The organism is Paraglaciecola sp. IT1134 (assembly GCF_058068185.1).
Genome location: NZ_CM176486.1, coordinates 4,169,030 through 4,192,671, shown reverse-complemented (window position 1 = coordinate 4,192,671; position 23,642 = coordinate 4,169,030). Strand labels below are relative to the sequence as shown.

The following is a 23,642-nucleotide window of genomic DNA, read 5'->3' as shown; positions in this document are numbered from 1 at the left end:
CCTTGTTGAATAACCTTGTTGAATAACCCTGGCTTTTTAGCCAGGGTTTTCTTTTTTTGCATCTAAATGCTGGCGACGCGAGGGGGCTCTCATATCTGTCAAGCTGTAGTTAACGTTTTTCCTTGGATTTAATCTTGGTGACAAGACCTAAGAAACCCAATAATAATAACCATGAAATTCCCGCGCCTTGTCGTTCTACTACTTCTTCATAGGCGTCGCAGTTGTCTATGGATCCCCCGGAAATAGGTACTAGTTTTACGGCGACGACATGGCTCGTCTGTGACTCTGCGTCTAGTTCATCCAATACCACTTCTCCTGTGATGTCCCGCGATGCTCGGGTGACCGTAGCGGTGGCGACGATTTCGTTGTTGTCGTTGATCCCGTTGGCTTGGGCGATAGTATAGGGGCTATTACATTCGATTAAGCTGTTTAATCCCGCAAAAATATCGTTGCGGTAGTCGTAAACAAAGCCTTCAGTACGGCGAATCCCCGAGGTAGTGTTTTCGTATTCACCATAACCTACAATCATATTTTGGCTGTTGATGGCGGTGGGTATACTGGATGAACCTACAAAAAAATCTCCTGGGTATTCGGTTAAATCTGCCTCGATGTCGTGTACAAAAAACTTGTTACGAGTATTACCGTTGACGCTTTTTGTCACGTAACCGATCACTAAATTATTATTATTGATGTCTATTGCCGTACTTGAAAAAACGTCGTCGTCTTCGTTTATGGTGCTCACTTTATCATCTATATAGATAGCCGCTGCGGTGGTCAGTGAGGCGGTATCTTGATAGTAGTCTGGGGAACCCCCGACCGCAATGCCGTAGTCGTTTATGGCCACAGCGCTGCTGCTATATGCAGTGCTGTCGGAAGCCTCTGGGGTTATCAACATAGGCAAGGTTAAGGTATCGGTAATACTGCCGCGCTCGTCTAACTGCCAAATTATACCGCGCACTTGAAACAAGCTGTCAATATTTGCATAGGCAGTAATGCTTATGCTGCGCAGACAAGATCCTTCGGGCAGGTCCCCCCGTTCATCTTGATTTGCGCAGGCTTCAACGCTTGTTTGCAATGTGTCGGATATCAATCCTGTGGTGCCTATGCCAACGACTTGGTTAATGGCATTTATGTCATAAGCATCACTAAATCCACCTGATGTGGCCTCTGGTGGCGGCAGTTCGACCACTTTGCCATCGATTTGCGCAAATCCTCGAGCGTAGAAGTCATTCAGCACGTAAGTCAACTCAAGCACGTCTTGGGTCTCGTAAGGTAGGGTGTAAAAGCCGTCGTAACTCTGGCCAACTGTATAACCAAAAGTATTAATGGCGCGCACGTGGGTGGTGGCGCTGTTGCGATATTCGTTGGTGGCAGGGTCGATGGTATCAAAACCGTGTATTAAGGAGCTGTTGGACTCTGTGGCTAGGTAACTATTTAGGCTGGCAATTTGCTGAAAGAACTGATTTTCGGTATTAGCCACAATATAGTCATACAATATTTGGTAATCATAGGTATTGAAGTCGCCTACTTTGGCACTTTCAATATTGGTTAAATAATAAGCAATTGCCTCGGAGTTGAAATCGATTAAATTTACGTCAATAACGGGCTGGTACTGCGAATACATATTAACCGGAATTTCGCCGACGTTATTAATGTCTGTGGGGTAGGTGTCTTCACCTAATTGGGTTACAGGAAGCTCAATCACCTCATATTGCGCGCTATAGGCTGCGGGGGTAGTCAACGCGCAGCAGGATAAAGCCGCTGCTAATCTTATTTTTTTCATTGGGAGTCCTGCTTGCACCTGGTTTTTATAACCCTCACCACGCCGTCAAATATGTGTTTATCCACTGGCTTAACCTTGGTTATGCCAGTGGGGTAGTCCACAAGAATAGTCATGGCTGTTTACCAACAATGAGTGAGGGGTTTTGATTTAATTAAGCAGCGCCGTAGCTTAGGTAAACTGCACACCTTGGCGCTGTCTAGATCGAAGCGGTTAGTCTGCTGTTCGCTGATTGACCAGCGTGATGTGATAGCCCGTAGAAGCAGCACCGTTGGGTTCAAATATTAAAAATTGCTCTTGGCTGTCTTCATTTAGAATAAGCAGCATACTGTCTAAAATGATGTCAGTGCCGTCGATATTCGCTACTGCGTATACATCGTAAGTATTGTTGAGCAGTGAAACCGAACCGTTACTTTCTTGTAATACGGAAAGTTTATTGTCGGCGGTGGAGATAATTTCATCGTTTAAAACGAAATAAAAGGTAACGCGGCTAAAGTCATCTGAATCTGTCAGGTTAATTACCTTGATACCGTGACTATACAAGCTAGAGCTGCTGCTTTTGGTAATGGTCATCGATTTAACAATAGAAGCGTAGTTATCCACTACACCGTCACTATTTTCGTCAATATCTTGGTCTTCATCGTCATCCACCGGATCAGTTTTGCCATATAAAAAGATGGTGTTGTCGGCGTTTTCTTCCAGACTCAAAAGCGCACCGTTAATAAAGGTTTGGTCGGAGTAAGCGTTTAATACACTAAACGCATAATCTCCATTTGCGGTGGTGGTTGATGGGCTAAATTCACCATAGATTAAATTGTTGATGGCGACTTCACTTTCATCGTCTAATTTCACATCTATATTAATCACCCCGTAGTAATCCGCTAAATAATCGTTTTGGGCGATGGCGTTGTAAAATCCGAAGGTTGCTTCAGAGTATACATCATCAAGTTGGGTCACACCGTTAATGCCGATGCTGTCGATTGCAAACGGTGACGAGCCCACGCCCGTATTGCCACGCAATACGATGACATACTGGCTGACCACGGAGTAAGACTGATCGACTGAAGTGTAAATCACTTCGTCGCTGCCTGTTTCAGTGATGTAAAAGATATATTGGTCTTGCTCGAGTTTGATATTGTCTGTGAGGCTGTTTACGTCACTGCTGGCGACAAATTGTGCTTCGTTGAACGTTTCATTGTCTTTGGACATATACACATCGACGGTTTGATAATCCGTATGTAAGTTCAAAAAACGCAGGTTAAACAGGTCGTCATCGTCATCGTTGTCATCATCGATCACCGGAATAGCAAAGGTGAGCACGTTAGGTGCGCGAATATCACCTGTTAAGGCGATAAAGGTAATCGTTTCATTTTTGATGGTGACTTGGTCTTCGTAAACCACTTCAAGATCACTTCTGTCGCTACTTTCTTCGTCTTGCCAACCAAGCTCTACGTAATAATTACCAGAGGCCAAGGCATTGTTGGCGCTGATTTTGGTAAACGCTACTGCGCTATAGGTGACTTCCACTTCATCATCGTCATCTTCATCGAGATTTTCATCGACGGTCAGAAATACACTAGGGGCGTTGGATGAAGCGTTATAGAACTTGATATATCCCGTACTATCATCGTCGCTGGAGCCACATCCGCTTAACATGAATAACATCATGCCCAGATACACCACAGGGTATCGAATTATCTTCGGGAACGTTTTACTGAACTTCATTGTATCTCCAGGTTTATTTAGTTTGTATTTGTACAAAAAATGAGGGTTTTCGTTCATTGCTTGAGCTCAATGGCGGTTCCGACTACTGGATAAAATACTAAGTTCAGTGGGCAAGCCCGTCTTTACAGAACCTTTACCTTTCTTGACATTAAAAAATCATTTCAAAGTTTATCGGCGGGCATAACCCCCGTCTGCGTCACCAAACCGGGCAAATGGGATACACCTATTTCATGTGCAAATGAAAACCTTGATTGCAACCACCACCATTGGTTTTTCAATTTTATCCATCATAAATTTCGTTTCACTCCATTTCTATTTTTCAAAAAGAGATAAAATCTTTAAAAATCAATTGAATGCATCTTAGTCTGCTTTTGGCTTTCAAGGTGTGTATATCGGCTATCCCCGATTCGATCTATTACCACTTATGTCGCGTGGCTCAATTTAGAGGGATATTTTTACGTGAAACTAAAATTTAATAAGAAAAGTGCAGTAATGTTGACTGGGCTGCTGAGTTTTTCCAACGCTTCCATTCTCAGCATTTAGTGTGGGGTTGTTGGGTATTAGTCTGGATCCAGTGGCAGATGTGCTAGGTCCCATTGCTACAACGAACAACGAAGTAGTATTTACTGCCAGCGCCCTTGACCGCTTTAAGGTATACGGCAGTCACGTAGTTGATATGTCAGCCAATAAAATTCGTTGGGATCTTTAAAATGCGAAAAATCAGCAAGTCAATATTAAACAAATGTCATTAAAATGGCTATTAGTACAAGGCAATATGCGTACTGTTAAACTCAATGATCCAATGTCTTTGTTAATTTATCAGATTGTCAAAATAGCGAATTGGTGCTAAATGCGGCAGGTATTGCCGCGACTGCGTTTTATACTCATTTTAAGGTGCCATAGTTGAATTAGCATTTTCGAATAATGACACTGAAAATTACGCTCAAAAAGATTTCTCCATGGGAGTGCTTTATTCACTACAGTGGCAAGCAATCATTGAGCAACAGGAAGCTGGCGATCTGTCGTTTGATGGTTTTTGAAATGAGTAACAATTCAGCAGCCAATGCTTTTTTGCCAGGCGGTGTGCTAGTTAAAGAGCAGACAGCTTATCGTGCGGCTCAATAAAACTCAGAATTTAGGTATAAAAACGTCAAGAATAGATTCGAGCATTTTTACAAATTTATTTTATGACACAGTACGCCATTTGTAATTTAAGTACTTATCGAGCCGTCAATTTGAAGATCCTAATAGGTATGTTTTTTAACACCTTACTTTGTAGTCGTATAATACCTCGTTATTGTAAAAACTGTTTATTGGCACTATCTTTGTGCGAAATTTAAGCAGCGCGGTAGAGAGAAACATTTTTATACGCAGTTTGTGTATAAGGTTTCTCAATCTGATGTGGGATATTTATGAACACAAATTGTTACTCAATGAAAAAGACGCTAGGCACTAGTATTGGTCTTAGTGTGATTTTCGCATCTCTCACATTTGCGCCAGTGGCATTTGCAGAAGATGAACTAAGTTTTAATACTGCGCTGGTTAGCCAATATTTATGGCGCGGGTTTGATTTAAACAACGAGAATGTAGCCTTTCAAGGTGGGCTCGACTACGAACATGAAAACGGATTTTATGCAGGAGCATGGGCTTCTCAGTATGATTTTGGTGAAGGTGATGATGGCGCCGAAGTAGATTTGTATCTGGGTTACGCATTTTCACTAAACGACGCCTTTTGGCTTGATGCTTCTGTAACAAGTTATCAATATACCGGAGAATCAGACAGTTCATTAGAGTGGAAAGTTGGATTAGGCCATGAATTGTTCGATTTGAATTACCATTACGACCAAGATCTGGACACTGACTATCTTGAATTAAATGGTCACTACCCGCTTAACGAACAGTGGACTGCTGAAGCGCATTACGGCATCAACGACGATGGAGATGATCAGTATTACGATTATAGTGTTACATTGACCTACGGTGTATCTGAGCAATGGAACGTAAACTTTGGTTACTCCGATCATGAATTCGATGAAGCGGGTGCCGAAGGAACCCTCTTTGCCGGCATTTTCGTCTATTTTTAATGGCCGACATCTTTTTGATGTACCGGAGTTCTTGAATTCAAAAAGTATACATGACAGCAAATGTTATTTACTTCACTTAGTTTAGATACAACCATCGTTGGTTCCCTATATAGACTTTAATCTAATTGTTGATAACTAGATGCAATGCTAGTTTATTAGGTTGCCACCCAGCTATGCCGTCACTTCGGGAAAACCATGAAATTTTTTTATTCAGCTATGTTGTTTTTATTCATCACGTTCAACACTTGCGCGCAAAACTCGGAAAGAGAGCTGGTTCTTTATAATTGGGAAGAGTATATGCCCGAGGAGATCCTCGAAGCGTTTTTTCAGGAAACCGGTTACCGCGTGACCCAAGTGTATTATGAAACCGATGATCTAAAAGACGAACTCATTTATTCCACCCAGGGAAAGGGTATGGACTTGATTATCGGCAGCCGATTCAGTTTTAACCAATACGCCGACAAAGGAAACTTATTAGCTGAAATACCGCCAGAGCATTTTAAAAACATCCAACATATCGATGCCCGTTGGTTGCACGGCTCTCCCAAAATCCGTACAAAATCCGCCCCGTTATTTTGGGGAACTTTAGGCATAATTTATCGGGACGATTTGGTAAAAGAACCGGTTACTAGTTGGATGGCGTTACTAAAGCCCGAAGAATCTTTAAAAAGTAAAATTATCATGGTCAACGATGTCAGAGATTCTATGGCTGCTGCACTCTTAGCCTTTAACTATTCGATTAATACTGATTCACCAAAACACATCACCGAAGCGGGCAAGCTATTAAAAGCTCAGCGTCCCTATGTGCGAGCCTATCGATATATCAGTTTGGATGAAAATTCAGAAATGATTAGCGGTTCAGTCGCCATGACCTTGGGTTATAACAGTGACGCAATGGTGTTAACTGAGTACTCAGATTTAATAAAATACGTGGTACCAACTGAAGGCACAGAGCTTTGGACAGATTTTATCGGCGTATTCCAGTCGAGTGAAAACAAGAAAGCGGCATTTAAGTTTATTAATTTTATCAACGACCCTAAACGTGCAGCTTTTATGGCAGAAAAATTAGGGTCAGCAAGTACGAATAAAACGGCTGAAAAATATATGAGCGAAGAGCATTTATCTAATCCACTCATATATCCTCCACAAGAACTAATCGACAGGTCTGAGTTTTTGCAACCACTAAGCCCCAGAGCTGCAAGTATGTACAATACAACCTTCATAAATATTACTCATTAAGCCGAGTTTAAATGAGACTCCAACACAAACTATTTGGACCCTTGCTTCTCATCGTTACCTTGCCGGTTCTTATCCTTGGTGGGGTCGCTTATTTTTACATATCAGACACAACCAAAACGTCATTAATAAGCAGTATTTCTGATATCTCTAAATCCCTTGCGCCATCCATCAATGAAAAAATAAATACGGCAGAAACCAATTTACGTTTGTTTGCCAGCTCCCGCTTGCTGCAAAACTATATAATGCGGGAAGAAGAACGTTATGTTTTGTTGCAGCCGTCTTTGATTCGACAGCTCAGAGAGTATCAATACGTTTACCCCGATTATTTTTCGATGAAACTGATTTTGGAAAACGGAGAAGTAGATTCAACTGTCGACAATCGACAGAATGCCCAAGTGGAGTTTGATGTATCAGACTGGACATTTTACAAAACCCTGTCCGCGACTGTAAACGATGATATTTTGGTGCATGTAGAACAAGAGAAAACTACAGGCCGATATATATTAACACTGGGCCTTCCCATTTCATTTCAGCCGAAGTTTAGTGCCGCATATGGTAAGGATGTTGTTAAAAGAAATTTTTTTACCTTGTCACTTTATTTAGACTATATCGAAAATGTATTACAGAGCATTACTCCACCTGAGGAGAGCTTTATTCTCGTTGCTGACCCTCAATCCACTGTATTATTCAGTGGTGGGGACTATGAAATTAATTCTGAATCGAAAAAATTAACCATTGCACCAGCTACGAATAATTTTTTCTATATAAATGATTCTGATAAATCCTACTACCTGACCACTGTGCCTTTGGCTTTCGATTTCAAATTATTTGGGGCTGTGCCAACGACCATATTCCATCAGTCTGCGAACGATTTAGCCTGGAAAATGATGTTTTTTTTGACAGCTATCATTCTTTTTATTTTTTTCATGAGCTTTTTATATATTAAAGGTCTGCTACTCAGACCGATTTACTTAATACAGACATTGGTGAAAGAAATTGCGGACGGTGTATTAGATTCAGATGTATTATTTAACTCTCGACACGACGAGCTGAGTGATCTTTCTAAATCCATCGTTGAAATGCGTGGCAAAATTCAAGATAACAAACAAAAAATAGAAAAGCTCGCTTATTTCGATGAGCTTACAGGCCTGCCAAATAGACTATCTTTCCAATCTGAGCTTGAAAAAGCTACCTCCCGAGCGAATCGCACATCGTCGAAGTTTGCACTTATTTTTCTTGATTTAGATAATTTCAAGAATGTGAATGATACGTTAGGTCATGATCATGGCGATGAATTGTTGATTGAGGCGGCTACTCGAATTAAGCGCAATCTACGGATAGAAGACTTTATCACCAGGAACGATTCTTCAAATACTGACCATCAGTCAGTCATAGCGAGGCTCGGTGGAGATGAGTTTACCATTTTAATTTCCGATGTAAGTCAGTCGAATTTATTAGAAAAGCCTCTTTCCAGGGTTATTAAATCATTATCTAGCCCATTTTTAATTGCAGGAAAAGAGATCAATGTGGGTGCAAGTATCGGCGTAGCAATATTTCCAGATGATGGCGTAACGCCGAAAGACTTACTTAAAAATGCAGATTTAGCCATGTATGAAGCGAAGCGTAATGGCAAAAACTGTTACACATTTTTTAATCAAGAAATGAACATAGAAGCTCTCGAGAGACAGACACTGGAAACTGCGCTTCGAAATGCGGAAAAAAACGGTGAGTTGAGCTTGCATTTTCAACCAAGAATGAAGATCAGTGATTATTCTGTTGACGGTTTTGAAGCATTGTTGAGATGGAATAATAAAGACCTTGGAACTGTGGCCCCTAGCAGGTTTATTCCCATCGCAGAAGCTAATTTACAAATCCTTCAAATCGGCCATTGGGTATTGAACCAAGCATGTATAAAGATCAAACACTGGATTGAACTGGGTTTTGACGATTTTAGATTAGCCGTCAATGTGTCAACCATTCAATTGCACCGTGCTGACTTAGTGCGAGAGATTGAGATTGCGCTTGTTACCAATGGGATCTCAGGTCGATACTTGGAGATAGAAATAACAGAATCTGCATTGTTACAAGACGAAGCCCAGGCAATCGTTAAATTAAATGAAATAAGAGCGCTAGGTGTGCGTATTGCATTAGATGATTTCGGCACGGGGTATTCTTCACTGAGCCACTTACGTTCGTTACCAATAGATATCTTAAAAATTGATCAATCTTTTATCTCTGATATCACCAGCAACGAAGATAGCGCCAATGTATTTGAAGCTATCATCCAGCTTGCCAAAAAACTTCGATTAGTAACGGTGGCCGAGGGGATTGAGATGGCTGAACAACACGAATTGATACTGTTATCGCAATGTGACCATGCTCAAGGGTATTATTATGCCCGTCCTATGGGGGAAAATGATGCAGATGAATATATCAAAAACATGCTGAATAAACTTGCGGTCATATGCGCATTTAAAAGCTAAATGCTAAACATTTCAGTAACGGTAACAGTAATTGGGCACCGGTTGCAGCTTTTGATAGCAATATAGAGCACTCTTACCATAGACTTACACCTTAGGTGCAACAGGGCTGTTCTAAGCCTTCTAGGCTAATTACCCCCAGCGTTTTAGTACTGAAGGAAGCTGCAGGCCAATAATATTATTGGTTCACCGTTTTTTGTGAAACCCAAACTGTGATACCGCTCAAGTCTGATATAACAGGCGAAATACGGGTTTCGGTTTATGGCTATTTCAAATTCAATCTACTGCACCACTAGATGGTGCCTGAATCTGCAGACTTCACGTATAAGCATTTGAGTTATCGATTGGTCAAACCAGGTGAGCTTTGACTCCTTAGGCGATCACGCCAACAAGATCTGGCTGTTTTTATCTGAAAACAAGTTTTATGTTATAAGCAATGAACATGATTAATTTTTATACTTTTTATTCATATATGTTCATGTGAATTGTTGTTGACCGGTGTAATTTTTTATACCAAGCTTCTTAGTGCTACCCAATTTCAATTCGGACGTCCGTAGTCGAGTCGTAATTCGTGCATCATAAATTCATTTGACCTTGAAAAGGATAGGATCATGAAGAATGCATTGCTAATTATTGCCTTACTAGTTATCGCCACAAGCTGCTCCAGAACACCCAATGCTGTCCAGTCGACGGACACTTCGCTCGAAAAAATCGATCGAAAAGTATTGTCTTCGGTTAATGTCGAGTCGCTGATCAAAGAAGACCTTGAGCAGCACAAGGATCCTAAACGTCCAGGGCCGATGCGTTATGCCACCATCGAAAAAGTCTCTTTCAACCTAGAAAACTCAGGCACTTGGCAACCTATACAAGATGGACGAATGTGGCGGCTCAGGATCCATTCACCTGGAGCGGTCAGTCATAGTCTTGGTATCACGCGCTTTGACTTACCCAAACACGCAGTATTAAAAATCTACGATCTCAACCAATCTCAGGAGCAAGGGCCATACACCTCCGACAATCGAAGCAACAAAGGCAGATTATGGACCGCGATGGTGGAAAGTGATGAGATTGTGGTTGAGCTCTTTGTACCCTCGGGTTCTGAGCAGGTAGCGTTGGAAATCACCCAGGTCATCCAGGGCTACCGGAGTTTTGGTAAGGGCGGAGGCGAGAAAAGTGGCTCGTGTAATAACGATGTGATTTGTCCAGAGGGTGACCCCTGGCGCGATCAGATCCGCTCGGTGGCGCGCTATACCATAGGTGGTTCTGCCTGTACCGGACAATTGGTCAACAATACTTCCGTGGACTTCACGCCTTATTTCCTCAGCGCCAACCACTGTGGTGTTAGCGCGGCAAATGATGACACATTGGTTTTTTACTGGAACTTTGAGTCGCCCAATTGTGGTGATCTTGGCGGTGGCAGTTTGGCCGACAACCAGAGCGGCTCGATTTTTCGCGCCTCCAATGCGCCAAGTGATTTCTTGTTAGTTGAATTGTCCGCCTTACCAAGTGCTGCCTCCAACGTCTTCTATACTGGTTGGGACAGAAGCACAAACGCGCCAGCCTCAACGGTTGCCATTCATCATCCTTCGGCTGACGAGAAAGCTATCTCCTTCAATACAAATGCCGTTACCAGTACAAATTATTTCTCTTCCGCGGTAAATGCATCAGCCAATCATTGGCGGGTAGACGATTGGGAAGATGGAACAACAGAAGGAGGCTCATCGGGCTCATGCCTGTGGAACGCTTCGTCAAAGCTGTGTATAGGTCAGCTGCATGGCGGGAATGCTAGTTGCAGCTCAGTCACCGACGACTGGTATGGTAAGCTCAGTGTTAGTTGGGCTGGCGGTGGCACCGACGCCACAAGGTTAAGTAATTGGCTCGATCCGGGCGCGACAGGGGTGACAACTTTGAATGGTGATCCCCATATCACCACTATGGACGGCACGCACTATGACTTTCAAGGTGCCGGCGAGTTTGTTGCACTACGCGACCCCAACGGCGCTGAAATACAAGTACGCCAAGCTGCCATCTCGACCACTTTTACCCCCGGAGCCAACCCGTATCATGGACTGGCAACTTGCGTTAGCTTAAACACCGCTGTCGCTGCCAAAATCGGTAAAAACCGAATTACCTATCAGCCAAACCTAAACGGCGAGCCTGATCCAAGTGGTCTGCAACTGCACATAGACGGTGAACTGACAACACTTAACGACGCTATCGACCTAAGCGATGGTGGTCGGATCTCCAAAACAGGCACCCCTGGAGGCATTGACATAGAATTTCCTGACAAGTACAGGCTATTAGTCACCCCAGGTTGGTGGACTTCACAGAGTAAGTGGTATCTGAATATCAGCGTGCTACGACAAGCGGTTAATACTGCTCCAGGGGCATCGTTGAATGATAGCGAAAACCAGTTAGGTGGGCTAAATGCGCCTATTCCCGGCGGTAACTGGCTTTCCAACCTGCCTGATGGTACGCAGATGGGGTCAATGCCTGCTTCCCTGCATGATCGATATGTCGGCCTTTACGAAAAATTTGGCGCGGCTTGGCGGGTCAGCAATACCTCGAGCTTATTTGACTATGCACCAGGAACGTCAACTGCAGATTTTACTATCAATTCATGGCCAGGCGAAAGGGGCTCTTGTGTTGTGCCAGATGTTAAGCCAGTAGAACCGATTGATTTGGCCGATGCACAGCAAGCCTGCCAAGAAATTCCCGATCGCCAGACCAGACAAGAATGTGTGTTTGACGTGCGGGTGACTGGCGAACGCGGTTTTGCACAAACTTATTTACGCAGCTTACAAACTGTTTATGGTGAAAACTGCAAACCTGGTAGGGCCGGAATATTGCCTTCTTGGTGCAAAATCAATGGCAAGGATGAATCGAATGCTCTTTAATCACAGGGAGGCTATTTGGTAACACAAGTTGTAATTTAAACAGCGCAAAATTGTAGGGCGTTGCAAGACACCTGAAAAACATGCAATCGATGGCAGTGGCGGCAGGCCATATCTGTGCCTGCCCCGTCATCATACTCTAAATAATCTATCTGCATGGGTCACTAGCCCAGATGTAACACTGCCAAAGTGATCACCGATGATGATTTCTATGTCGGGGAACACCGAATATATCCAGTTTTGCACAACCGGTGACATGGCGGTTCCCCCGGTGACATACAATACTTCAGGTCGGATACCGGCCTGTTTTACTGCCTCTTTCATCAGTAATTCAAATTTGTACAGTTCGTCGGCGATAGCTTCGCTTAATTGTGTGCGGCTGATGGGCACATTGAAATCTGCTTCAATATAATCTAACGGCAGTTCAATGAAAGATTGATCCGATAGCTTAATCTTGGCCAACTCGGCGCTTCTGCTGACTCGTAGGCCAAGCTTTTCGTCCCGCAAGGTTTTCAGGCGTTGCAGTCTAGGGTCGGTGGTCATAGTGCAATAGCTGGCCAGTTCTTTGCCGGTGCGTAAAGTGTTGAATTCTTGTTGGGCACTGACATCGTTTACACTTACCGCTTGGGTGAATAAGTTATTTGGCACTGGCAATCCGTTGCTTAACATCGCATTTTTACCAAAATGCGGCATCAGCGCCATCAGGGCTAATTTGTTATCCAAGTCGATGCCGCCTATACGCTTGCCGGTATGGCTTAAAATACAGGCCTGACGATCCAGCAACGGAGCATAACGTGGGCCCACCTTGATCATGGAGCAATCAGTGGTACCGCCCCCCAGATCCAAAATAAGCACCAATTTATCAGTATCGAGTTGCCTTTCGTAATCGTAAGCTGCCGCCACAGGCTCCATTAAAAATTCAATGTGTTTAAAGCCAACCGTTTTGGCCGCACGCTCGATTATGCCCAGCGCCTGGCTATTGCCATCTTTGCCCAGCAGACCGTGAAAATTCACTGGCCGGCCGATGACCACTTGTTCCAGTTCAATTTGTTTCATCTGTTGGCCTTCTTGTTTGATAAAGGCCAGCATTTTTTCCACTATGCTGGTAAACACTTGTTGTTGGGCAGCACTGATATCAGCACCCAAGAATGATTTGGGGGATTTGATATAAAAGCCGCTCTCGGGATCGGCGATATGGGTGAGCTCCGCCTCCTCACCAAAAATCACTTCGCCGTTGGCGCGCAAGGCTTCGATTATGCTTCGTGCGCGTTGATGGCTAACCGCGCTTTGGCGGTGCTCCTTCTTCAATTGTTTGCGCGCAATATTGACCAGTTCAGCTTCACTTAAATGCCCGGCTGAGGATTTTATGCTAACCACTTTGGCTGCCAACGCCGCCGCTGAAATGGGCACAGGTTGAATGATTTCGTGCTCGATAAAAAGCGCAGAGGGCAGTCTGGTTTTGCCATCTTCCAGCGGGATCAACTCGGGCCGGTCATTGTGCATGATGCCGATTGAACAGTTAGAGGTGCCGAAATCTAGGCCTGCGTACATGCAAGTTATCCTGTGGAAAAAAGTATCAACCGCCATTTTAAGCTAAAGGGTTGGATCAAATTGTTATTTTTTTGTTGCTAAATAGATAGCAGCACTGACTTCGTTTGATTCAGCCGCAACGTTTGGCATGATTGTATCTTGGCAGAGCAAAGCAGCAGAGTTAATTTCACCGGTTTCAGGCGAAAGTAGCAACAATTTAGGTTAAACCTGTTCGAGTCGGCTGCTATCGGGATGCCAGGCAGCTAGTCCATAAAAACGCATTACGTTCCACCAGCGAGCAGATTATTTATAATTTCTCACCCGTGTTTTTGTCTAATATTTGCGCTTGTCTTAACAAGTGAATGGTGCTTCACTTGTTCTATTGGCGACGCTGAACATATCTTTAAACGCCGAGGATGAATTTGAGTGTGACAAAGTTGTGATGAACAAATAATAGGAGGACAGGTGGCTTACCGGGCAACTGAAAATACCCTGGCAAAAAAGTCCAGTATTCGTCAGCGTATAGTTAATGAGGCGAAAGCTATAGTGGTCAGTGACGGGTTCAGCGCGGTGTCTATGTCGCTGGTTGCCCAACGTTCAGGTATCGCCATTGGCACTATCTATCGCCACTTTCCATCTAAATCTGAGTTGTTGGTACAGATCTTTAAGTACTGCACAGAACACGAAGTACAAATGATTGCCCAGGTAGCCATCCAGCCGGGGTTGGTGGCAACACGTCTACAAAACACTTGTCAGGTTTTTAGTGGCAGGGCGCTGCGAAGTCGGCGATTAGCCTATGCATTGATTGCCGAGCCGGTAGATCCCCAGGTTGAACAGCAACGGCTGATCTTTCGTTTTGCTTATGCGGAAATTTTTGAACAGCTGATTGTCGAAGGCATGGCCAATGGCGAGTTGTCGGCTCTGAGCCCCGGGATCAGCGCCGCGGCCATAGTGGGTTTATTGTCAGAGATCCTGGTCGGGCCGCTAACCCAACTTAGGGCCCAAAGTGACAAGAGTAGCGAACCATTAATACACATACAGACGGGGCAATTTAGCGTGCCAGAATTTATTACAATAGCCAGCCATTTGGTGTGTCGATTGGTTGGTCTGGAGCCACTAAAATGAATGATGCTGCAAATACTCCAACCCCACACCATAACCAAAATCCTCAGTCCCAGCAATTAGGGGATACCCATGAGGTGTTTAATCAACCCACTCCGCTGGAGCAATATAATGCTTATGAGGCAGATGGGGTGCTCAAATACTGGCTGCAACAATTTAATGTTGACTGGGCCGACGAATTATTGCGCCGCTACGGCCACAGGGTAGGGCACGAATTACTGAGCGCGGGGTTTTTAGCCAACAAACATAAACCGGAATTTAACAGCCATGATCGTTTTGGTCGGCGTATCGATCAGGTTGATTTTCATCCGGCCTATCATCAGCTGATGCAGGCCGCCATCGAAGCCGGGCATCATTCTTTACCCTGGGCCCATCCGCGCCCGGGAGCGCATGTGGCGAGGGCTGCTCTGGAGTATTTACATACGCAAGCCGATCCGGGCACCGGCTGCCCCCTGACCATGACATTTGCCTCGGTGCCAGCCATTAAGCAGCAACCCGATATCGCCGACCAGTGGTTACCCAAGATCACCGCTAACCTTTACGACGGGCGCAATATTCCCTTTTATGAAAAGCAGGGGCTGACGATTGGTATGGCCATGACTGAAAAACAAGGAGGTTCAGATGTACGTGCCAATACCACTAAAGCTTATCCGGTAGACAAGGGGGGCCCGGGCAAGGAATATTCGATCGTGGGCCATAAGTGGTTTTGTTCTGCCCCTATGTGTGACGCATTTTTGGTGTTGGCCTATGTGGAAAACCCAGGGCAGGGCGCTGACAGCAAACCCCGTTTATCGTGTTTTTTATTGCCTCGCTGGCGGCCAGATGGACAAAAAAACCAAATGTATATCCAGCGCCTCAAAGACAAGATGGGCAACGTGTCTAACGCCTCATCGGAAGTGGAATACCGTGGTGCCCTGGCCTGGATGATTGGGGCACAAGGGCGAGGGGTGGCGACTATAATCGAAATGGTTGCCATGACCCGTTTCGATTGCATGGTGGGCTCGTCTTCCGCTATGCGTTTAGCGACAGCCCAGGCCATTCACCATACCGGAGGACGCCACGTCTTTGGTAAACCTCTGCACGAGCAACCTTTGATGCAAAATGTATTGGCGGATTTAGCCATTGAAGCCGAGGCCGCCCTGGCCATCACCCTGCGTATCGCCCATGCCCTGGATGCCACCCCCGAGCAAGACAATTATCAACACGAGCTGCGTTTCAGTCGGGTGGCTACTGCAGTAGGCAAATACTGGATCTGCAAACGTACTGCCATGCACCATGTGGAAGCCATGGAATGTATCGGCGGGGTAGGTTTGGTGGAAGACAATGTACTGGCGCGTTTGTATCGTGAAGCACCAGTTAATGCCATTTGGGAAGGCTCGGGCAACGTTCAGTGTCTGGATGTATTGCGTGCGCTGCAAAAGGATCCGTGTACCACCGAGGCATTTTTTAGCGAAATAGACCGTGCTCGAGGCCAGAATCAACCACTGGATAACTACATCGACCAGCTAAAACAGGCCTTTGCTGACAATCAAAATATGGAATGTCGGGCCCGCTCGTTAGTGGAAAAAATGGCCAAAGCCTGGCAGGCTTCCTTGCTACTCAGTCAGGGAGATCCTATAGTGGCCCAGGCTTTTATTCGCTCCAGAATTGAAAACGACGCCGGTTTGCAGTTAGGTACCTTACCCCCGGGGATAGATGTAAAAGCTATTATTGAGCGGGCCATGGCCAGAGTAGGTTAGGGGGCAAGCCATATAGAAAAAGCAAATTTTAGCGATAATAACTAAGCAGGCATCGGCAAAACATCAGCCGCACCTATCTGGTCAGTTTACATGCCGGTTTTATGTTCACCTTTGGGCTGTGTGCCCTGGTGGTTTGTGTACTGCAGGTTAACCACTGGACAGGCAGTGAAGCGTTAGTGTTAGCAGCCACTTTAGGTTTTGGCAATTTTGCTAAGTATGTTATCTAGTACTGGCTGGGCCTGGGCGGGAGGCGGGATTATCATCTGTCCGCTGAGCATTGGCTTAGCACACTGACGGGGTTAGGGCGATTACCTCGGCGTCATTTCCAGCACCACGAGCCTAAAATCACACACCAAGCCTATTTCAACATCACCTTAGCGCTGTTCGATTACCTATTAAAAACCGACAAATAGGCTCAGGCTCAAACGCTAGGTCAATAAAATACCAGCAGGTTCAAACAAACTCTCCGTTGCCCGAATATTCGCAACTACAAACAGCATAATGCAATGCAGACAACAGTTGTTAAATCACTCAACACCTTTGGCCCGCTAATGTGTTGTGGGTAAATACAGGGCGTAAATATTACATAGACGAAGTAAATATTTACCTGCACGGCCTTTAGTTCCCAGCAGTTTCCTGATTTTCCGCACTGATTAGCACCATGCCCAATTGGCGCTATTATTGCTGCCTTTATAGATTCAGCGTAGTTCGCCTGAACCAACATCTACTTATAATCAATAACAACCACGGAGTTATTATGACTGAATCATTTAAGTATAAAGGGAATAAAGGCAAGGGCGGCGAACTTCACCAACCGGCTTCTGATTCTCATCCAACCATGACCACTGCCCAGGGGTGTCCTGTCAGTGATGATCAGAATTCCCTTAAGGCCGGTGCCCGCGGTCCGGTTTTGATGGAAGATCATGTACTCAGAGAAAAATTATTTCATTTCGACCATGAGCGTATTCCGGAGCGTGTGGTTCACGCCAGAGGTTATGGGGCTCATGGTTATTTCGAAGCTTACGAATCCCTAGCAGATATTACGTCTGCGGATATTTTCCAGCGTAAAGGTGAAAAAACACCGGTTTTTACACGCATTTCCACTGTGGCGGGCAATAAAGGATCACCGGACTTGGCCCGGGATGTTCGGGGTTTCGCAGTTAAATTTTATACCCAGGAGGGCAATTGGGACCTGGTTGGCAATAATATACCGGTGTTTTTTATTCAAGATGCCATGAAGTTTCCGGATTTGGTCCATGCGGCTAAAGCGGAGCCCGATCGTGGCTTTCCCCAGGCGCAAACTGCTCATGATAATTTTTGGGACTTCATCAGTTTATCGCCAGAATCCATGCACATGGTGATGTGGATCATGTCTGATCGCGCCATCCCCCGCTCTTTACGTTTTATGGAAGGCTTTGGTGTGCACACCTTTAAATTTATTAATGCCAAGGGTGACGAAAAATTCGTTAAGTTCCATTGGAAACCTAAAGGTGGCATGCAGTCAGTGGTGTGGAACGAAGCGCTTAAAATAAATGGCGCGGATCCTGATTTTCATCGTCGCGATATGTGGCAAGCGATCCAAGAGGGAGACTACCCTGAGTGGGAACTAGGTTTGCAGGTGTTTGATCAGCAATTTGCCGACGACTTTGAGTTCGATGTATTCGATGCCACTAAACTTATCCCTGAGGAACAAGTGCCGGTGAAAATTGTTGGGCGCATGGTGCTTGACCGTGTGGTTGATAACTTCTTCGCCGAAACCGAGCAGGTAGCCTTTTGTACTCAAAACATCGTGCCGGGCATTGATTTTACCCCGGATCCCTTGCTGCAAGGGCGTAATTTTTCTTATCTGGATACCCAGGTCAAGCGGCTTGGCGGGCCTAACTTTACTCATATACCGGTGAATGCTCCCAAATGCCCCATGCGCCATTTTCAACAAGACGGCCATATGGCCATGCAAAATCCAAAGGGCCGGGTGAATTACGAGCCGAATTCATGGGAAGGAAGCGAGCATAACCCTCGTGCTTGCCCTGAAGACGGCTACCGGAGCTCATCCGAACCTTTAAGCGGTGACAAACTGCGTTATCGTTCAGAGACCTTTGCAGATCACTACAGCCAGGCTCGCCAATTCTATATTAGTCAAACTGAGGTGGAACAAAAACACATGCAAAGTGCCTTGGTATTTGAGCTGTCTAAAGTTGAACATTTATCTATTCGTGAGCGTCTGGTCTCCCATCTGCTGAACATTGATAAAACGTTGGCCACGGAGGTGGGAAATGGCCTTGGTTTAAAAGACATGCCAGTTGCAGCCGAGGCAGCTATGCCAACGCGTGATGACTTGCCGGTTTCAGATGCATTAAGCATGTTAAAAAATGCTCCTGACACCTTTAAAGGCCGTAAATTGGGAATTTTAGTTTCCGATGGCCTGGATACGGGACTCTTTAAATCCGTCACTGATGCACTGAAAAAGGAAGGGGCGAACTATGAAGTCATCGCGCCCCAGGTCGGTGGCGTCACTTGTGCGAAAGGTAACCATATTCCTGCCCAGCAATTAATCAATGGCGGCCCTTCTGTATTGTACGATGCCGTATTAGTGCTATTGAGCGAGGATGGGGCAAAATCCCTTTCTAAGGTGCCAGAGGCGAAAGATTTTGTTAATGATGCCCACGCCCACATGAAGTTTATCGGTTACACAGGGGCTGCTATGGCGTTATTCGAAGCTGCGGCCCTGGATAACAAGATGGACAAGGGATGGATTGATCTCGATAAATGTTCGGGGCAATCCTTTATAAAATCCCTACGCGGTTTGCGTTACTGGGCAAGGTAAGATTTGGGTGGTCAAGAATTAGCTCTTTAACGTTGAAGTGGCCGGATAAAAACGGCCATTTATATATGCCACTGCTAAGCGACTTCGGTTAAATTAAGTTGCCCTTGGCGCGCTGATAGTTAATAGCTGCGTTTGCACAAACAAGGCTACAAGCAAACACGATTCGGCGCTCCTCTTTTACGTTTTAAGCCTGACTGTCGTTTTTGCCAGTTTGGGTATATGGTTGTTATTCATTTCAATCGCTTAGCTGCACGACAAATTATGAATAAATCTCTTGGCATAGGTCTGCTGTTAGTCAGCACATTTTCTGTTTTATCCGCCCCTAAGGTGGACTCTGGCCATGCTAAAAAAGCACTGGAAATTTATCGAACTGTGATCGCAATTCCCACGGTTGCCGGGCGTGGCAAAGTGCCACAAATGGCCAACTATCTGGCGGGTGAGTTTATTGGCGCAGGTTTCGCCGCCGATGATGTACAGGTAATACCTAGAGGTGAAACCGCAGCCTTAATAGTGCGTTATGCCGGGGATGGTTCGTCAGGTAAAAAGCCCATTTTACTGCTGGGGCATATGGATGTAGTAGAGGCTCTGGATGAAGACTGGCAACGCCCCCCTTTTGAGCTGAGCCAAGATGAGCATTATTTTTACGGGCGCGGCAGCATAGATAATAAATACGGCGTGACTATGTTGTCAGCGACCTTCATTCGCCTGAAAAAAGAAGGCTTTGTGCCAAATCGTGATTTATTTATCGCGTTTTCCGGTGATGAAGAAACCGGCATGACCACAACTATAATGTTGGCTAATGAACGGCCTGAGTTGGCCGACGCTGAGTTTGCCCTTAATTCTGATGCGGGTGGGGGGGATCTAAGTCAAGACGGCCAGGCGGTGGCCTATTTGGTACAGGCCGCCGAAAAAACCTATGCGACCTTTGAACTCACTATCCGTAATCGTGGTGGACATAGTTCACGACCCAGAACAGACAATGCCATTTATGACCTTGCTGAAACCTTGGGGAAAATCCAGGCCTATGATTTCCCGGTACAATCAAGCGCCATGACCCGTGAGTTTTTCCGCATATCCGGGCAGCAGTTGGGCGGCGAGTTAGGACAAGCCATGGTGCAGTTTGCCGAAGATCCTAACAATAAAAAAGCCGCAGATCGATTGGCAACCGAACCTTCTTATGTAGGTACCACGCGCACCACTTGCGTGCCCACCATGCTTAACGCCGGACATGCTGAAAATGCCTTGCCTCAATCCGCTACGGCTACAGTGAACTGCCGGATTTTTCCGGGTACTGCAGTAGCAAAGGTGCAACAGCAGTTGCAGCAGGTGGTAAACAATGACGCCGTGGAATTTGTGATCCAAGGTACCCCGATTGAAAGCCCAATCTCAGAGTTAAGAGACGACGTGATGGCGGCAGTCACCAAAGCTGTGCACACCCGTTATCCCCAGGTTAATGTTATTGCCTATATGGAATCAGGTGGCACTGATGGCATGCACTTTCGCAAAGCGGGTATTCCTACCTGGGCGATTTCGGGCGCCTTTATGGATCCCGATGATATGTATGCCCACGGATTGAATGAACGTTTACCGGTCAAAGCTTTTTACGATGGGTTGGATCACTGGAGTATTATTCTTAAACAACTAGCCGGCAATTAGCCGGTTATTAGGGCCGATGACTAAAGCAAGCGCTACTCGCCTTGATCATTTAGCTACCCTGGGCCAGAAAAGCCTGCAAAACAGCCACCGTGCTGGCCGGGTCTTCTTCCTGTGGTACATGGCCTAGCTGTTCGAAGCGCACCAACTTGCTATTGGCAATGTCACGGTGAAAACGCTCAGCAATGGCAGGAGGGATCAACCGATCTTTCTGGCCCCACAGGATTAATGTAGGTATGTCGATTTCTCGGATCCGAGTAGCGAGCTGGCCTGGTTGAGTTTGGCGGAAACGTTCCACTAAGGCCTGGCGATTGCCGGCACGAGTATTGAGCTGCATATAACGGTCTACGAGTTGTGGGGTAACCATAGATGGGTTGCCATACACGTTCTTCAGACTATTTTCGATTAAACTGCGCGGCAAAAAATCGGTTAGCAATTTGTTTAACACCGGGGTTTGGGCAATTTTGAAGGCAATGGGCATGGATTGAGACTCAAAGGGGTAACCACTGGCATCGATCAATACCAACTTCTTGATCCGATCTGGATAAAACAGTGCTGTTGCCCAAGCCACATAGCCGCCAAGCGAGTTTCCCGCCAGTAAGCAGTGCTCAACGCCAAGCTTGTCCATAACCGCTATCACCGTTTTTGCGTAATTTTGGATAGAATAGTTGTGGTCAGGTGAGGGGCCGGTCAGACCAAAAGCGGGCATATCAAAGCGGATAACTCTATGTTGTGATTTGAGTGATTGGGTCCAGCCATTCCAAGTATGCAGCGAGGCACTGGTGCCATGTAACAGTATTATCGGCAGTGGATCATCCCGGAGGCCCTCGTCCCTCAAATGCACCAGCGTTGTGCCTATGTCAATAAATTGTGATGGGGGTTGTGCCCAGCGCTCTTTGAGTTCAGTGACCGAGCGGTCGGGCACCTGATTGGCAAACAAAAATAGCCCTGCGGCAGACAAAACAACTAACACGGCAATAACGGATAGTTTTAATATTGGCTGCATTATTATCTCTGCGGGGGGGGGGGAGAACCTCTTTTGTCAAAGTTTAGCACTGACCAACAGCCGCTGACTATGGTTTGGCCGGCGCTTAGCCGTATTTTGCGATGGACTGCAAATTGACTTGGCTTTAAACAATAAGTTACCTAAGAGCCGTGTAATTCATTCTTATATGTTGTTGGCCGCGCTGGATCTCGATAGATATTTAAACTTTTTCACCTGCCTGTCGATATAAAACAATTGCCTAGACTCTTTGAGCCATGGGCCGTATAAGCTTTCAGGTAACACTTGATCTTCAATTTGAGCATCCAGGCACATTGTGCGTATCAAAATAGGTAACTAAGTCATGTTTGTTTTATCTTCAACATATAAAAAACTCGCGTCCGACAAGCAGGTATTGGAACAGAAACTAGCTGATCTCACGCAGAACATGAGTGTGTTGAAGGAAGATAACGATTTGCTTTTAGCGGAAACAGAAGCTAAGTCTCAGGCCGATGCTTCGCCTCATAGCTATCAACGGATTTTGGTCAAATGTACCCTCGAATCGCTTAAGCAGGTTGAAGGCATAAGACAAAGTGTCTTGGAGTCTTATCAGCGAATTGAGCAGGAAACTGAATCAGTCAATACCATTAATCAGCTGTTTGACGTGTCAACTACTTCGTTGACCGCCATAGCCGCTTCGATGTCTGAACTGGGCGCTAAGACAGAAGGCATGACCACAAATATCTCTGGTTTGTCCGACAAGGCAGACAACATCAACAAGTTTGTGTCGACCATTACCAGCATTTCAGACCAAACTAATTTATTGGCGTTAAATGCAGCTATTGAAGCCGCCCGGGCGGGTGACGCAGGTCGGGGGTTCAGTGTGGTAGCTGATGAGGTGCGCTCGTTGGCAAATGAAACCAATAAATCGGCTAGTGAAGTGGCAGATTTGGTTGGCAATATTATTACCTCTACCAAGGGCGCGGTGGAGTCTGTTGGCGATATCAGAAATAACAACGATACCCTTACCGCAGGGGTGGCAAATTTGAATGAGAATTATAATTCCATCGTCAATATCTGTAATGTGATGAAAGATGCGATTTCAAGTTCGTCCCAGAGCTCCTTTATTGAAACGGTCAAACTGGATCACATAGTGTGGAAGAGCGAAGTTTACGCTGTGATCTATGATCTGAGTGATAAAAGTATTAGTGACTTTGTTGACCATACATCATGCCGCTTGGGTAAATGGTATCAATCGACGGGAAAACAGCAATATTCTACCGAGTCTGCTTTTCGCAATCTCGACAAACCCCACGGGACAGTCCACTCATGTGGCGTACAAGCCATGAAGCTATTTCAAGAGGATAAAAAAGATGAAGCAGTCCAACACCTGGAAAAAATGGAAGATGCCAGCCGCGATTTGATGTCTTACCTGGATGATCTTGCCAAGATCATTTAGTTAGGAATATTTCGCCAATGTCAGGGGTTGTGCTCATCAACCCTGTTAACCAGAAATGCTATTGTTTAAAGCCCATACAAAAACCAAATCAAGCTCTGACTAATTGCCTTATCTCATTAGATAATCGGTAA

General features: G+C 45.4%; 14 protein-coding genes. 10 read left to right on the top strand and 4 right to left on the bottom strand.

The window, feature by feature from the left end; genetic code table 11:
- Positions 1-109: 109 nt before the first annotated feature.
- Together AC3RV5_RS18360 and AC3RV5_RS18355 are read right to left on the bottom strand one after the other, a co-directional pair.
- A complete protein-coding gene (locus AC3RV5_RS18360) occupies positions 110-1,783 on the bottom strand; it encodes a DUF3466 family protein (protein ID WP_489729028.1) in 1,674 nt (557 codons plus the stop codon).
- A 210-nt stretch (positions 1,784-1,993) separates the two neighbouring features.
- Positions 1,994-3,505, bottom strand: coding sequence for a DUF4397 domain-containing protein (locus AC3RV5_RS18355; RefSeq protein ID WP_489729027.1), 1,512 nt, complete (start codon positions 3,503-3,505; stop codon positions 1,994-1,996).
- Between the two features lie 924 nt (positions 3,506-4,429).
- Here AC3RV5_RS18355 and AC3RV5_RS18350 point away from each other — a divergent pair.
- From AC3RV5_RS18350 to AC3RV5_RS18330, 5 genes are all read left to right on the top strand, one after another.
- Positions 4,430-4,630 carry a hypothetical protein gene (locus AC3RV5_RS18350; RefSeq protein ID WP_489729026.1) on the top strand — a complete coding sequence of 67 codons (201 nt, stop codon included), beginning with the start codon at positions 4,430-4,432 and terminating at the stop codon, positions 4,628-4,630.
- 287 nt (positions 4,631-4,917) lie between these two features.
- Positions 4,918-5,589: a TorF family putative porin gene (locus AC3RV5_RS18345; RefSeq protein ID WP_489729025.1), complete on the top strand. Its 672-nt coding sequence runs from the start codon at positions 4,918-4,920 to the stop codon at positions 5,587-5,589.
- A gap of 195 nt (positions 5,590-5,784) precedes the next feature.
- The gene (locus tag AC3RV5_RS18340; RefSeq protein WP_489729024.1) at positions 5,785-6,828 is read left to right on the top strand and encodes an ABC transporter substrate-binding protein; all 1,044 of its coding nucleotides are present in this window, start codon (positions 5,785-5,787) and stop codon (positions 6,826-6,828) included.
- Positions 6,829-6,839: 11 nt separating this feature from the next.
- Complete coding sequence (locus AC3RV5_RS18335; protein WP_489729023.1) at positions 6,840-9,311, top strand: bifunctional diguanylate cyclase/phosphodiesterase; 2,472 nt, start codon at positions 6,840-6,842, stop codon at positions 9,309-9,311.
- Between the two features lie 608 nt (positions 9,312-9,919).
- Positions 9,920-12,205, top strand: coding sequence for a trypsin-like serine peptidase (locus AC3RV5_RS18330; protein WP_489729022.1), 2,286 nt, complete (start codon positions 9,920-9,922; stop codon positions 12,203-12,205).
- Between the two features lie 129 nt (positions 12,206-12,334).
- Here the strand turns inward: AC3RV5_RS18330 and yegD are convergent, their stop codons facing one another.
- Positions 12,335-13,753, bottom strand: coding sequence for a molecular chaperone (gene yegD, locus AC3RV5_RS18325; protein WP_489729021.1), 1,419 nt, complete (start codon positions 13,751-13,753; stop codon positions 12,335-12,337).
- Between the two features lie 444 nt (positions 13,754-14,197).
- On the opposite strand from yegD, the gene AC3RV5_RS18320 reads away from it, so the two are divergent.
- The 4 genes from AC3RV5_RS18320 to AC3RV5_RS18305 all read left to right on the top strand — a co-directional run bounded on the left by AC3RV5_RS18320 (position 14,198) and on the right by AC3RV5_RS18305 (position 21,073).
- On the top strand, positions 14,198-14,857 hold the full coding sequence (locus AC3RV5_RS18320) for a TetR/AcrR family transcriptional regulator (RefSeq protein ID WP_489729020.1): 660 nt from the start codon (positions 14,198-14,200) through the stop codon (positions 14,855-14,857).
- Positions 14,854-16,593 carry an acyl-CoA dehydrogenase family protein gene (locus AC3RV5_RS18315; protein ID WP_489729019.1) on the top strand — a complete coding sequence of 580 codons (1,740 nt, stop codon included), beginning with the start codon at positions 14,854-14,856 and terminating at the stop codon, positions 16,591-16,593. The genes AC3RV5_RS18320 and AC3RV5_RS18315 overlap by 4 nt, the downstream gene beginning before the upstream one ends.
- Positions 16,594-17,350: 757 nt before the next feature.
- Positions 17,351-19,417 carry a catalase gene (locus tag AC3RV5_RS18310; RefSeq protein WP_489729018.1) on the top strand — a complete coding sequence of 689 codons (2,067 nt, stop codon included), beginning with the start codon at positions 17,351-17,353 and terminating at the stop codon, positions 19,415-19,417.
- Positions 19,418-19,678: 261 nt separating this feature from the next.
- Complete coding sequence (locus tag AC3RV5_RS18305; RefSeq protein WP_489729017.1) at positions 19,679-21,073, top strand: M20/M25/M40 family metallo-hydrolase; 1,395 nt, start codon at positions 19,679-19,681, stop codon at positions 21,071-21,073.
- A 49-nt stretch (positions 21,074-21,122) separates the two neighbouring features.
- On the opposite strand, the gene AC3RV5_RS18300 is transcribed toward AC3RV5_RS18305, so the two are convergent.
- Complete coding sequence (locus AC3RV5_RS18300; RefSeq protein ID WP_489729016.1) at positions 21,123-22,076, bottom strand: alpha/beta fold hydrolase; 954 nt, start codon at positions 22,074-22,076, stop codon at positions 21,123-21,125.
- A 340-nt stretch (positions 22,077-22,416) separates the two neighbouring features.
- On the opposite strand from AC3RV5_RS18300, the gene AC3RV5_RS18295 reads away from it, so the two are divergent.
- A complete protein-coding gene (locus tag AC3RV5_RS18295; protein ID WP_489729015.1) occupies positions 22,417-23,511 on the top strand; it encodes a methyl-accepting chemotaxis protein in 1,095 nt (364 codons plus the stop codon).
- Positions 23,512-23,642: the final 131 nt, after the last annotated feature.